General features: G+C 61.6%; 13 protein-coding genes and 1 pseudogene. 11 read left to right on the top strand and 3 right to left on the bottom strand.

What is annotated here, in order from left to right; genetic code table 11:
* Positions 1 to 44 precede the first annotated feature (44 nt).
* From NP503_RS00560 to NP503_RS00520, 9 genes and pseudogenes are all read left to right on the top strand, one after another.
* Complete coding sequence (locus NP503_RS00560; protein ID WP_245465224.1) at positions 45 to 1,229, top strand: extracellular solute-binding protein; 1,185 nt, start codon at positions 45 to 47, stop codon at positions 1,227 to 1,229.
* A gap of 1 nt (position 1,230) precedes the next feature.
* Positions 1,231 to 2,166 carry a carbohydrate ABC transporter permease gene (locus NP503_RS00555; RefSeq protein WP_127272222.1) on the top strand — a complete coding sequence of 312 codons (936 nt, stop codon included), beginning with the start codon at positions 1,231 to 1,233 and terminating at the stop codon, positions 2,164 to 2,166.
* Positions 2,163 to 3,011 carry a carbohydrate ABC transporter permease gene (locus tag NP503_RS00550; RefSeq protein WP_127272221.1) on the top strand — a complete coding sequence of 283 codons (849 nt, stop codon included), beginning with the start codon at positions 2,163 to 2,165 and terminating at the stop codon, positions 3,009 to 3,011. Before NP503_RS00555 ends, NP503_RS00550 begins: the two co-directional genes overlap by 4 nt.
* 29 nt (positions 3,012 to 3,040) lie before the next feature.
* On the top strand, positions 3,041 to 3,973 hold the full coding sequence (locus NP503_RS00545) for a 3-keto-5-aminohexanoate cleavage protein (protein ID WP_127270835.1): 933 nt from the start codon (positions 3,041 to 3,043) through the stop codon (positions 3,971 to 3,973).
* A gap of 11 nt (positions 3,974 to 3,984) precedes the next feature.
* Positions 3,985 to 4,116: pseudogene (locus NP503_RS00540) on the top strand (ATP-binding cassette domain-containing protein); the annotation flags it as partial.
* 50 nt (positions 4,117 to 4,166) lie between these two features.
* Entirely contained in the window at positions 4,167 to 4,859 is a 693-nt protein-coding gene (locus tag NP503_RS00535) for a hypothetical protein (protein WP_236382666.1), read from the top strand.
* Positions 4,860 to 4,989: 130 nt separating this feature from the next.
* On the top strand, positions 4,990 to 5,961 hold the full coding sequence (locus NP503_RS00530) for a hypothetical protein (protein ID WP_236382664.1): 972 nt from the start codon (positions 4,990 to 4,992) through the stop codon (positions 5,959 to 5,961).
* Entirely contained in the window at positions 5,925 to 6,149 is a 225-nt protein-coding gene (locus NP503_RS00525; protein ID WP_236382662.1) for a hypothetical protein, read from the top strand. Before NP503_RS00530 ends, NP503_RS00525 begins: the two co-directional genes overlap by 37 nt.
* Complete coding sequence (locus NP503_RS00520) at positions 6,142 to 6,855, top strand: ATP-binding cassette domain-containing protein (protein WP_236382661.1); 714 nt, start codon at positions 6,142 to 6,144, stop codon at positions 6,853 to 6,855. The genes NP503_RS00525 and NP503_RS00520 overlap by 8 nt, the downstream gene beginning before the upstream one ends.
* 410 nt (positions 6,856 to 7,265) lie before the next feature.
* Here NP503_RS00520 and NP503_RS00515 read toward each other — a convergent pair whose 3' ends face one another.
* From NP503_RS00515 to NP503_RS00505, 3 genes are read right to left on the bottom strand one after another with little or no spacing between them, the layout of a single operon-like run.
* On the bottom strand, positions 7,266 to 8,252 hold the full coding sequence (locus tag NP503_RS00515; protein WP_164748686.1) for an ABC transporter permease: 987 nt from the start codon (positions 8,250 to 8,252) through the stop codon (positions 7,266 to 7,268).
* 14 nt (positions 8,253 to 8,266) lie between these two features.
* Complete coding sequence (locus NP503_RS00510) at positions 8,267 to 9,913, bottom strand: sugar ABC transporter ATP-binding protein (RefSeq protein ID WP_127268460.1); 1,647 nt, start codon at positions 9,911 to 9,913, stop codon at positions 8,267 to 8,269.
* Positions 9,837 to 10,904 (bottom strand): ABC transporter substrate-binding protein, encoded by a 1,068-nt coding sequence (locus tag NP503_RS00505; RefSeq protein ID WP_127372127.1) that lies wholly within the window; start codon positions 10,902 to 10,904, stop codon positions 9,837 to 9,839. Before NP503_RS00505 ends, NP503_RS00510 begins: the two co-directional genes overlap by 77 nt.
* A 330-nt stretch (positions 10,905 to 11,234) precedes the next feature.
* Here NP503_RS00505 and NP503_RS00500 point away from each other — a divergent pair, with 330 nt between their 5' ends.
* Positions 11,235 to 12,098 (top strand): DeoR/GlpR family DNA-binding transcription regulator, encoded by an 864-nt coding sequence (locus tag NP503_RS00500; RefSeq protein ID WP_164748685.1) that lies wholly within the window; start codon positions 11,235 to 11,237, stop codon positions 12,096 to 12,098.
* Complete coding sequence (locus NP503_RS00495; RefSeq protein WP_127268458.1) at positions 12,085 to 13,179, top strand: four-carbon acid sugar kinase family protein; 1,095 nt, start codon at positions 12,085 to 12,087, stop codon at positions 13,177 to 13,179. Before NP503_RS00500 ends, NP503_RS00495 begins: the two co-directional genes overlap by 14 nt.
* Positions 13,180 to 13,323 lie beyond the last annotated feature (144 nt).

Here is a 13,323-nt window from a genome sequence, read left to right as displayed (position 1 = left end):
TGGCCCTCGCGGCCGCGTCTTTCGCATGGGGACTCGCAGCCAGCGTGGCACATGCAACCGACATCTCGTTCTGGACCTGGCGCCAGGAAGACAAGGCTGCCTACAATGAACTTTTCGCGGATTTCGCCAAGGCCAACCCGGACATTCATGTGAAGTTCGAGTCGTTCCCGGATGAGAACTATCCGACGATTGTCTCGACGGCGCTGGCCGCCGGCAAGGGCGGCGACGTCATCCACACCCACGCCTATGGCTGGCTGGAGCAGTTCGTCAAGGCTGGCTATTTCGAGCCGCAGGATCTGACCACGGTGCCTTCACTCGCCAACCAGCCCGCCGATGCGCTGGTGGCCGGCACCTACCGCGCCGACAAGAAGGTCTATTCCCTGCCCTTCGCCTCGCAGACGCTCGGCCTGTTCATCAACAAGGACGTCTTCACCAAGGCCGGGCTGACGCCGCCGACCACATGGGATGAGTTCATAACCGTCAGCAAGGCGCTGAAGGACAAGGGTATTTACCCCCTGGCCAACGGCATGGGCACCAGCTGGTTCAACGAGATGTTCGTGGCCATCTTCACCAACCCGTTCCTCGGCCAGGACTTTGTCAGGGACCTGACGTCGGGCAAGACCACCTTCAAGGACCCGCGCTATGTTGCGGCGCTCGGCATGCTGCTCGAACTGCGCGACTACATGCCGCCCGGCTTCGAAGGCATCGACTACGACACCGCCGGCCAGCTGTTCATCAGCGGCAAGGCGGCGATGCTGGCCGGCGGCAGCTTCGATATCGCCAGCTACCGCACCCAGAACCCGGCCATCAACATGGACTTTGTCGCCCCGCCAATGGCCAAGGCCGGCGACACACCGCAGGTGACCAAGTTCTTCGATGGCGGCTATGCCGTCAACGCCAAGTCGGCCAACAAGGAGGCCGCGCTGAAGCTGGTCAACTGGATGGGCACCAAGGAGTTCGGCGACAAGTTCTCCGCTCTGCTCGGCAACATCTCGCCGATCAAGGGCGTCGTCATCAAGGACGAGCTTCTCGCCCATGTCGCCAAGTTGAACGAAACTGCCATGCCGCATATCAATGTCGTCTACTTCCGTTTCGAGAAGCCGACGGGATCGGAGCTGCTGCAGGGCGACATCACCAAGATGATGTCGGGTTCGATCACCCCGGACCAGCTCGCCGCCGACCTGACCAGCGGCCTCGCCAAATGGTACAAGCCTTTCCAGGGCAAGTGACATGAACATCGGCCGGCGCCACACCACAAAAGCCTTTCCGTGGCGCCGGTCACTCTGGATCGCGTCCCTGCTGACACCGGCCCTGGTGGTCATGGTGTTGTTCGTGCTCTGGCCGCTGCTGTCGGCCTTCCGCCTTGCCTTCTATGAGTTCAACGGCTTGCAGCCGACCGGATTCATCGGCTTTGAAAACTTCCGCAAGGTGCTGTTTGAACAGCCTTACAGCGACTGGACCTACAATGCGCTGAAGCACAACATCATCGCCTTCGTGGCGCTGATGGTGTTCGAGAACGGCACCGCCTTCCTGCTCGCCTACGCCTTGCTGAAGGCACTGCCCGGCCACCGCATCCACCAGGTCATCGTCTTTCTTCCCGTCGTGCTGTCGGCGGTCATCGTCGGCTTCCTGTGGAAACTGTTTCTGCACCCGCTGTTCGGTCTGGTGAACCAGACGCTGGCGCTGGTCGGCATCAGCGCCATCCCGTGGCTCGGCAACGAACACACCGCACTCGGCAGCGTCCTGTTCGCCAATGTCTGGCACTGGCTGGGCTTCCCGACCCTGGTGCTTTTGGCCGGCATGCAGCGCGTCAGCAAGGACGTGATCGAGGCCGCCCGTCTCGACGGCGCCGGCGACTATGTGCTGATGACCAAGATCGTGTGGCCGCTGATAGCGCCCAGCGTCACCATCGTCACCATCCTGACCTTCATCGGCAGCTTCAACTGGTTCGAAATTCCGTATGTGATGGCCGGCCTTACCGGTTCGCCCGGCGGCGCCACCGACGTGCTCGGCCTCTATTTCTACCGCACCGCCTTCGGCTCGACGACGACCGGCATCCAGGATTTCGGCCAGGGTAGCGCACTGGCCGTGATGATGTTCATCATCGTTGCCGGCGTCACCGCTATCGCGCTTCGCTATCTGCGCCGTCGTGAGATCGAACTGTGAGCGAAACAAACGGCACCAGGGAACCCGGCGAGCTGTTGAAGAACGGCGCCATCCAGCTGATGCTGGCGGTCAATGCCGTCATCATGATCTATCCGCTGTTCGTCATGGTGATGTCGTCCTTCAAGACCAATGCCGAGATCTTCAGCTCGCCCTTCGCCCTGCCGGCGCACTTCTCGCTGGCCAATGCCGAGCGGGTGTGGAGCGAAACCAATTTCGTGCGCTACCTCGCCAATTCCGTCGGCATCACCATGGCCGCGGTGGCGCTGATCCTTCTGTTCAGCACCATGGCCGCCTATGCGATTGCCCGCTACCAGTTCAGGCTGAGCGCGCTGGTGCTGATGTTTTTCCTCAGCGGCATGACCGTGCCGCTGAAACTGGCGATCATTCCGCTGTTCATCCAGCTGGATTCGCTGAGGCTGGTCGACAGCTATGCCGGCCTGGTGCTGGTCTATGTCGCCATGGGCATTCCCTCGGCGGTGTTCATCATGACCGGCTTCCTCCGGACTTTGCCGCGCGAACTGGAAGAGTCGGCGCGCATGGACGGCGCCAGCGAATTTCGCATCATGCGATCGATCATGCTGCCGCTGGCGCGCCCGGCGCTCGTCATCGTCGCAATCCAGAACGCCGTGCCCATCTGGAACGACTTCTTCTTCCCGCTGGTGCTGATCACCTCCGACAATCTCAAGACGCTGCCGCAGGGCCTCACCGTCTTCGTCGGCGAATTCACCACCGACTGGGGCGTGCTATTCACCGGGCTGACGCTGGCGGCGTTGCCGATCACGCTGCTCTACATCGTTCTGTCGAAGCAGTTCATCTCCGGCATCACTCAGGGTGCGGTGAAATAAGGCACTGTCAGTAACGAGGATTGTTTCAAGTGGCGAACCAGAACAAGATCATCATCACCTGCGCGGTCACCGGCTCGATCCACACGCCGTCAATGTCGCCGCATCTGCCGGTGAGCGCACAAGACATCGCCGAGGCCGCGATCGGCGCGGCGGAGGCCGGCGCTGCCATCGTCCATCTGCATGCGCGCAACCCCGTCGATGGCCGTCCCGACCAGTCGACCGAGGCCTTCGCGCCCTTCCTCAGGGTGATCAAGCAGCGCTCGGACTGCGTGATCAACATCACCACCGGCGGCGCCGCGACGATGAGCGTCGAGGAGCGGGTCAAGCCGGCGGCGACCTTTGCGCCGGAAGTCGCCTCGCTCAACATGGGCTCGATGAATTTCGGCCTCTATCCGATGCTGGAGCGCTTCAAGACCTTCGAACATGATTGGGAGCTTCCATATCTCGAAGGCTCGCGCGACCGCATCTTCCGCAACACCTTTGGCGATATCGAGCACATATTGCGCACCTGTGCGGAGAACGGCACCCGTTTCGAAATCGAGTGTTACGACATCGGCCATCTCTATACGCTCGCCCATTTCGTCGAGCGCGGCCTGGTCAAGGCGCCGTTCTTTGTCCAGAGCGTGTTCGGTATCCTTGGCGGCATCGGCACCCATCCGGAGGATGTCGCGCATATGAAGCGCACCGCCGACCGCCTGTTTGGGCGGGACTACCACTGGTCGGTGCTGGGCGCGGGCCGAAGCCAACTGCCGATCGCCACCCAGGCGATTGCGCTTGGAGGCAATGTGCGCGTCGGGCTTGAGGACTCGCTGTGGATCGGCAAGGGCCAGCTGGCGAAATCCAACGCCGAGCAGGTGAAGAAGGTCCGCCAGATCATTGAGGGGCTCGGTGCCTCGGTGGCCACCCCTGACGAGGCGCGGCAAATTTTGCAGCTCAAGGGTGGCGACAAGGTCTCTTTCTGAGGAAAACACTAATGAGTGCGGTCACCATATCGGGCGTCGAGAGAGCCCTTGGCAAGGCGAAGGTTATCCACGACGTATCTGTCGACATCGCGTCCGGTGAGTTCGTCATCCTCGTCGGACCGTCCGGCTGCGGCAAGTCGACCTCGATACCGTCGAAACATGGCCGGCGCCTTTCCGCCAGCAGGCGCTGGCCTTGATGGCGGCGGAGCGGAATGACGATCCGGATGCCGCGCTCGACCGTCTCGTGCTCGAGGCGGCGCTGGCCGAGGGAGACGATCAGGCGCTGGCGCGCAAGGTGCTAGCCCGCATCGAAGCCGGTTCGAGCCGGCCGTCCTTCCTGCCGCGCCTGCTCTTGAGTCGGGCCGGGTTTGCCGCCTGCGCTGCTGCCGCGCTCATAGCGGCGACGCTGGCAGGCTACCAGGCGGCGCGGCTGCAGGACGATCCGTCCGATATGGAGCTTCTGGCGCTGGCGTCGGGATCGTCGCTGGCTTATGGCGTGTCCCGGATGATCCGGCAGAGGAGGGCTCGCTTTGAAGCGTTCCCGGATATGGACGGCGACGCTGGTGGTGCTCGCCCTTTCGCTCGGGGTCAACTTCTTCCTGCTCGGCTATGCCTTGCACGGCCTGCGCAAGGGCGCGGCGCGCGCGTGCTGTTGTCGGAGATTGCCAGCACTTATCCGCCCGAGGTAAGGAAGGAGTTCCGTGGCGTGCTGCGCGACAACGGCGCTCGCACCTTCCAGGCACTGCGCGAACTGCGTGCCGCGGGCACCATTGTGGCGGCGGCACAAACAGCCAAACCCTTTGACGAAGCGGCGGTGAAGGACGCGACGGCGGGGTGCGCACCGCCACGACCAGCCTTCAGGCGACGATGCAGGGCTATCTCCTGATGGCGCTGAAGAATGTAACCGCCAAACCTCTGTGGGAGGCTGAGCCGCTACGGCCCTACTGGCGGCACAATCGTCACCGACCTATGTCGATATCCAACCGGCTTTGAGGCCCGATCACGAAGATGGAACAATGCGGCACGACGGGCTTGTCCTGACCTTGCTCCGACGCGAACTCTCGGCTGGCTTGCGCTCGATGCGCCGCCGCGACCTTGCCTGGATCGGGCTTGGTGGCTGGGCCCTTTTTGCCTACGCCATGGCCGACGTCGTTGTCGCGTTGCAGGCCGGGGCGGCCACGCTGCGGCAGGAGCAGGCGCTGTGGCTGCTTGGTTTGCCGAGCGCGCTTCTCATTCTTGGCGGCTTCGCTGGCAACGCGCTCGCCAGGCTTTGCCTGTCGCGCGCCTTCGCGCCTTTCCTGAAGGCTTTGCCGCTGTCGCTTCGGGAGCGCCGGCGCATGGCGGCGGTGGCGGCGTGTGCGCTGGGCGTCCCCATTGTTTTCATCGTCGCAGCAGCAGTAGGCCTTGGCTGTCTCGTCATTGCAAAACCACTGGCACCGACCTGGGGTCTCGGCGCCGCGATCCTGTTTGGCGCCAGCTTCTGTGCGACAGCCGTCCTGTGCCTGCGGAGCGCGCGCGACCTGGTCAACGCCGACACTGCCGATCTGGCAAGGGATCCGGACGGGCGCCGGCCCTTGCTAGGTGCCGTCGATCGTTCGACACCGGCGTGGCTCTCCAGCTGGGCCTGGGATCTACCCGCCGGCCGCATAGTACTTTCGTGGCGGCTGGTGGGAGCAGCCATCCTGTTTGGTTTCGCGACGGTTGTTGCTGCCTCCATCAGCTTCGTTCGTCACGATGCCGTGCCGGCGGCCATGGCCGGCCTGACCGGCGGCCTTCTCGTCTTCATGCTGAGCGCGCGCTTCCATCCGCTGGACTCGCCAGTGCTGCGCACGGCTCCGCTCGGCTTCACCAGGGCCTGGCTGCGCCTGGCGCGGCTGCCCCTGCAATTGTCGGTCGCCTACTTTCTCCTGCCGGCCGTTGCTGCCTTGGCGGCTGAGCCTCGGCCTGGGCGATGCCGCTCGCTAGCGGCTTCTGGCTGCTGGCGCTGAACGGCGCCTATGCGGTGTTTGCCGCCTATTTCATGACCGCGCCATTCGTCGCCGCGCTGAGCTTCCTCGGCGCCATCGCCTACACCAGCTACGAGTCGCTCGAATATGGGCGCACGGTGCTGATCGGCTTTGCCGCCCTTGTCCTGTTCCTGTGGCACCGGGCGCAACGGAGATATCGCCATGGATAGCAGTGTCGATCCTGTCGAGATACTCGCGGTTCGCGGGCTCGGCGCCGGCTATGGGGGCCGACCAGTTGTCGCCGGCATCGGGATGACGCTCGATCGGGGTGACATCCTTGGCCTGCTCGGCGCAAACAGCTCAGGAAAATCCACCTTGCTGAAGGCGATCACCGGTCAGATCCGGCTGCTCCAGGGAAGTGTGGCGATCGACGGCCGCGATCTCGCCAGCGCGCCGGAGCCCGCCAAGGCCGGCTTCGGTCTGGCCATCGATCCGCCTGAACTGCCGGCAGCGCTCACCGGGCGGCAATATCTCCAGCTCGTCGCGTCGATCCGTGGCTGTACGGAGAATGACTGGCCTGGCGTCGAAGTTGTCGAGAGATTGGGGCTGAGGCGCTGGCTCGAACGGCCGATTGCCGAATATTCGCTTGGCACGCAGGCCAAGATTGCCATTGCCGCCGCATTGCTCGGCGCGCCACCGCTGCTCATCTTCGACGAATCCCTGAATGGCCTCGATCCGCTCGCCGCCTTTGAGGTCAAGCGCATCATCCGTGCCATCGCACTGAGGGGGCAGCCACGCGGTCATCATCTCCACCCATATCGTGGAAGCCGTTCCCGGCCTTTGCAACCGCGCGGTGCTTCTGGCCGAGGGCAGCATTGTCCGAGAGTGGGATGCCCGGCAGTTGGCCGAGGCAAGCCACGCGCCCGGCGCTTTTGAGCTCCACGTTATGCAGGCGCTGTCGGAACCCATGAGCTGGCCAAAGAGGTAACGCGGCTTTTTTACCCAGAGGGAACGGCTTTCGGGTGACGTCTGCCTTTGGGTAGTGGCAAAGGCATCCCGAATTAGCGAACGGAGGCGCAAAGCTGCCATTCGTTTCAAAATGAATATGGTCAGCAAATGCTGAATCAGCTTCTTGAGTCAAATTGGGCGAACCGCTTACGCCACGTAGGTCGCCTGCGTGAAAGCCGGCAGGAAGCGACCGCCACCCTTCAACCGCACCATGGCGTACGTGGCTGGGAGAGCGACGGACGGCGACCAGCAGCGAGTTCGCCAGCAGACTGGAGATACAACGTCGAGTGCACGAAGATCAGAAAGGCGCGAGATCTCGCCCAACCGCAGGTCGACGCTCACTTGATGATGCCGATCTTCTTGCGATCAATGGTCACGAATACGGCGCAGACCAAAACCGTACCCTTGACGATATTCTGAAGGTACGGATCGACACCGGCCATGTTCATGCCGTTGGAAAGCAGAGTGATGATCAAAACACCCAGCATGGTACCGACAACACTGCCTACGCCTCCAGTCAATGGTGTTCCGCCGACGACCACCGCGGCTATGACGTCCAGTTCAAGCCCCTCCCCGAGTTGGGCGGTGGCGGCCATGGCGCGCGCGGCTTGTAGCAAGCCGGCAATGCCGCACAAGGCACCGAGAAGCACATACATATAGATTTTCACGCGCGCGACCTGAATGCCCGTTAGAATGGCGACACGTTCCCCACCGCCTATGGCGCGAACCTCGCGCCCGAACACCGTCCTGTTGATGATGCCATACGCGACAACCATCAGCACCAGGCCAACGATCACGGAGTGCGGAATGCCCAAAGTCCGATTGGTATAGACATCAAGGAATTGCTCATCCTCGATCGAGACAGGAGCGCCACGTGTAAAAAGCAGCACGATGCCGCGATAGACCACCATCGCTCCCATGGTTGCGATGAAGGACGGCACCTTGCCTTTGGCCAGGAGAACGCCGTTGATCAATCCGGCAACAGCACCGACGGCAATGGCGGGAATGATCGCCGCGGCGCCAAGGCTGTCAGCTGTCAATGCGGCTGCCAATGCCGCCAGTGCAACAATTGAACCGACCGAAAGATCGATTGAACCGGCCATGATGACGAAGGTCATGCCGAGCGCAGCAACCAGCAGCACCGTGCCCTGTTGAAGCACGATGAGAAGGTTGCTGAAGGTCAGGAAGCGTGGCGAGGCTATCGAGAAGATCACAATGAGCAGGACGAGCATGGCAAGCGGAAAGCCGCGTTTGACGACTTCGAACCTGGCATTGACGCCGGGTTCCCTGGTTGCGTTCGGTCTCTTGGTGGCGATCGAGGTCACGTTCGTTTCCATGGTCAGGCCATATGTCCAATGATGTCATGCTCGGTGGCATCGGCTGCCGTCTCGATGCGATGCGTAATTTGTCCTTGCCGGAGCACCAGCAAACGGTCCGACATACCGATCAGCTCAGGCATGTCTTCTGAAGACAGGATCACGGCGAGGCCCTGCGCCGCCTTCTGCTGAATGATGCGATAGATTTCCGCGCGGGCGCCGATATCGACGCCGCGTGTAGGATTGTTGAGCAGGAGCAGACGTGGCTGGACAGCCAAGCATTTGCCGATCACCACCTTTTGCAAATTGCCGCCCGAGAGCGAACGGCAGGACGCGTCGACGCTTTGCGTCTTGATGCCGAACTGGGCGATGAGGTCACCCGCGATGGCAATGGCAGCGGCGCGATCGAAGAACGGCCCACGATGCGGTGGGCGGGCCATCACCAGATTGTCGAGGAGACTGAAGTCGGCGATCAGGCCTTCATTGTGACGGTCACCAGGCAAATGAGCGACGCCCTGTCGCCAGGCGAAAGTCGGACTCGACGGCGCGTATGAACCATTTGCAAGCTTCATCGAGCCACTGCGCAAAGGCAAGTCGCCGCAAATGGCTGCGAACAGCGCTTCGGCGCCAGCGCCTTTCAATCCGGCAAGGCCGAGGATTTCGCCGGCATGTACATCCAGGCTGACGCCGTCGAGTTCGCGCCCAACGGCGACCTCGCAGGCTTCGAAGACAACAGGACCCCGTCGCGGCTTGCCTGGATCTTTCGGCGGCCGCGGCGGATAGATGCTTTTCGCGAGTTCGCGCCCCACCATGCGGCGATGAATTTCATTGGGCTCGATCTCGGCCCTGCGATAGGTTCCGACATATTGCCCGTCTTTCAGGATCGTCAATTCATCCGCGACGGCAAGCACCTCGTCGAGATGATGAGAGACGAAGGCTACGGTCATCCCCTGCCCTTTGAGTTCGCTGATGACGCCAAGGACAGCCTGAACCTCTCGATGATCGAGATAGGCGGTGGATTCGTCGAGAAGGAGGATTTTCGGATTTGTAGACAGCGCTCGGGCGATCTCGATGCATTTCAGCTCGCCGAGATTGAGGCTGCCTATGTCGGCAGAGACCGATATTTGCGCGCCAATCCGTTCGAGGATCGCTTGCGCCGCCAATTCCATACGCCTGCGATCGACAAAACCGAGAGAGCCGGCGAACTGTCGCAGACGATCGATGAAGATGTTTTCGGCAACGGTCAGCGAACGGTTGATCGTGATTTCCTGGTATACAAGCGACACGCCAAGGGCCGCCGCACCGATAACACTTGGTGGGGCATATCTTGCGTCATCCAACGTCATAACGCCGCTGTCAGGCCGTTCCGCGCCAGCGAGCATACGCAAGGTCGTCGATTTGCCGGCTCCATTTTCGCCGACGATGGCGTGAACCATACCGGGCCGAAGCACCACCGATACGCCATCCACGGCGCGTGTCTGGCCGTAGCTCTTGCGCAGGTCGCTCGCAGTCAGTGTCATGAATTGAATACGCCCAAATGCCAGGCAGGTCCTGCCCGCAACCGTGGGATTGCAGGCAGGTCCAACCGTACGTTCAGTTGCTATATTGCATCTCGAAAACGGCTGGCTTGGCATCCTTGTTGTAGAAGCGGGAGTGCTGCCTGAAATCATATGTCGGCACGCCGCCAGGAAAGTCCTTCTCGAACTGCGCGACGCGATCCTTGGTCAGCGGCAGCAGCTTCAGCTTGACATTGTCGGCGCCCGCGGGAACCGGAATACCCTTGATCTGATCGAAAAGCGCGACAAGGGCGAAGCCGCCCTGAAGCCAATGACCGCCAATATCGAAAAGCAGGTCGCCGGACTTTACCGCATCGACATTCTCAGGGTTGAGATCCATTCCGACGACCATAACGTCCTTGCCGGGCGCTTTCCCGTGATTCTTGAGAGCAGCCATCACGCCGGTCGCAGTGCCGCCGTTCGCAGCCCAGACGCCGGTGATGTCCGGATTGCCCTGGAAGAGCGATTCAAACGCGGTCTGTGACGTATCACGGACGAAATTGCCATCGACTTCGCCGGCGACGCGCACATCGGGCGCTTCCTTGAGAGCGTCTTCCAGCCCCTTGCGACGATCGATGGCGACCGAGGTGCCGGCGGTGCCGTTCACCACGCCGATCACTTTCTTGCCATCCGACCCCGGCTTGATCGCTGCGAACAGCGCCTTGGCCATTTGGTATCCGGCGCCTTCATCGCTCGGCCCGATAAAGGCGATGTAATTGGGGAAACGCTCGGTTTGAGGCGAAAAATCCGGGTAGCTGTCGGTGAGAACGACCGGTATCTCGGCTTCCTTCGCCAAGGTAAGCCCACGAGCGGCAGTGGCCCAATAGGGTGTGAAAACAATGCCGTCAACTTTCTGGGCCACCAGGTCCTCAAGCGACTTGACCATCTGGTCGGGCTTGTTGTCGGCATTGAGCACGACGAGCTTTACCCCAAGCTCATCCGCTCCCTTCTTCATGAAGGCGACATAGCTGTTCCAGAATTGCGCATCCAGGGTCGGCACGACAACGCCGACCGTGGGTTCATCGGCAGCGACAGCCGCCGTTGACAAGACGGCCGCAGCAGCGGCGCCGACAAGGGCCGATTTCAGCTTCGACAAGAAAGACATGGTTCCTCCAACCCGGTTCGCAACAGAGCCAAGCGCTCTGAATCGCTGACTTAATTTCCCATTTTTTGACAAGAACTGCGCACTTGTCAGCGCCAATTGACGACGATTGACGATCATCGCTTATCACATATGGTCAAAATCAGTCAAAATAATTCTAATGAGGCCAAAAGCGATTGGAATTCGCTCATCGCCATAACAAACCAGTGGGCTCGCCGAATGGATTCGTGATATTCGCGATGCTGGGCTCGCCATGATTCCGGCGAGCGTGTTGCTGCACTGTGCGGAGATAGGAACGTGGCAAGGAATGTTCGAAAATCAACGGTGGAAGATATGGCGCCGTCAGCGTCCGCCGGGTCATGGGAAGACGATGGCGGGCGTGGACGGGTCGATCTGATCCCAGCCAAGCGCCATGCTTTCATTCTCGAATGCCTTAAACGGGAAGGAACCGTTGGCGTTCAGGAACTCATCGATCTCATCGGCGCGTCACCTTCGACCATCCGGCGCGACCTCGAGACACTGGAACGGCAGGGAGCATTGGAGCGAACGCATGGCGGAGCAATGCTTCAACGCACGGAACTCGCCACCTTCGAGCCGGATCTCGCCACTGCCGCACACTTCGCCAGGGCTGAGAAGGAGGCCATAGGTGCGGCCATGATGTCGGAACTTCGCCCCGGCCAGAGTGTCATTTTCGACGCAAGCACGACTGTTCTGGAAGTCGCCCGCGCCATCGCGGCTGCACCCATTGCGCTTACTGCCGTCACCAACAGTCTGGCGATCGCGCAGATACTCGCAACCGTGCCGGGAGTACGCCTCGTCATGCTTGGAGGCACCTGCAAGCCGGGTTCCCTAACTCTGGTTGGCCAGCCTGGCGAGAATTTCCTGCGCACCATCCACGCCGATGTGGCAATTCTGGGCACGCATGCCATCACCGGGGACATGCTCACGGAGACCTCGCTCGAGGTCGCGGCGATGAAGCAGGCGATGATCGCCGCGGCACGCCGGGTGGTCGTGCTTGCCGACAATTCCAAATTCACCACTCCCAATTTCTGCACCATCTGCCGCCTGTCCGACATCCACCAGGTCATTACCGATGACGGCATCGATCAGGCCAACCTCACCAATCTTCGGACGCTCGATGTGAACGTCCGCGTCGTGCGCGTCAGCCGTCCGGGTTCTTCAGTTGAGCGCTCTTGAGACTGTCGATATCCGGATCATCGCGGACGACCTGACTGGCGCTCTGGACAGCGCGGTTTGCTTCGCCTCGCCAGGCCACGGTGTCGGCGTGAGCTGGCAACTGGATCGTGCGCTCTCGGGGCGTTTGGCTGTCGATATCGCCACACGTGAGGGTGCCGAGACAACCGCCGTCGCGAGACATTCGAGGTACGCGCCGTGGCTTGCCGCCGGACAACTGAGTTTCAAGAAGATCGACAGCCTTCTGCGCGGTCACGTCATCGCCGAAATACAAGCCTGCATCGTCGAGGGTGGGTACCAGCGCGTTGTTCTGGCACCCGCGTTCCCCTTTCAGGGCCGCGTTACACGTCTTGGGCGTCAATGGCGGCTCGACCGGTCCGAAATGGTAGGTCCCGACATCGTCGCCGGCCTGGGTCAGCGCTTTTCGTCTGGCCGGTCGGTACCGGGCGCGCGGCCGGTTCATTTCATCACACTCTACGACGCCGAAACGGACAAGGACCTGGACGAAATCGTTGCAACGGCGAGCGCGCCGCGGACACTCTGGGTTGGTACGGGCGGCCTGGCTGCAGCGCTGGCACGGCACGTGGGCACGCCACGCATGCCTATTCCGGCATTGCCCGCCCCGTTCCTTGGCCTTGTCGGCACAAATCACGAAGTCACGACGGCGCAGGTGGCCTGCTTTTCCGCCAGCCATGCGGACGCGCATATCGTCGTGGAACGCGACATCGACAAAGCGAAAAGGGATTTGGCGAAACGGATCATGAGAGGCGCGCCATCGGTTGTCACCGTCGCTGCATCGGGTGATCGCCACGCGGTGGCGGATCATATCGGCAAGGTGTTTGCCTCGCTTCTCGACGGCTTGCCACTGCCCGGAACGCTGCTCGTCACCGGCGGTGAAACATTGCGATCGGTGTGCTCCAGCCTGGGCGTCGTCGAACTCACGGTCGAGAGCGAGATCGAGCCGGGGCTTCCGATTTCCAGGATCGAAGGCGGTGTTTTCAAGGGGCTGGCCACAATCTCGAAATCTGGCGCATTCGGCGACAGCGCCCTCTTCTGCAGGCTCGCGACTCCAGCCCATCGCTGATCAGGACCGTCGCCGGCCAAAGGCATGGGGCGGGTCATTCGCGCCGGTCAAATCACGTCCAACGACGGTTCAGCAGCCCGGGGATATGGGCTCGCCCCCCTCGGAGGGGTTGAAAACATGCCGATTTTCACCGCACCGTTGATT

Source organism: Mesorhizobium sp. SEMIA396 (assembly GCF_024518615.1).
GTDB lineage: Bacteria > Pseudomonadota > Alphaproteobacteria > Rhizobiales > Rhizobiaceae > Mesorhizobium.
This window is presented reverse-complemented; position numbering and strand designations above follow the sequence as displayed.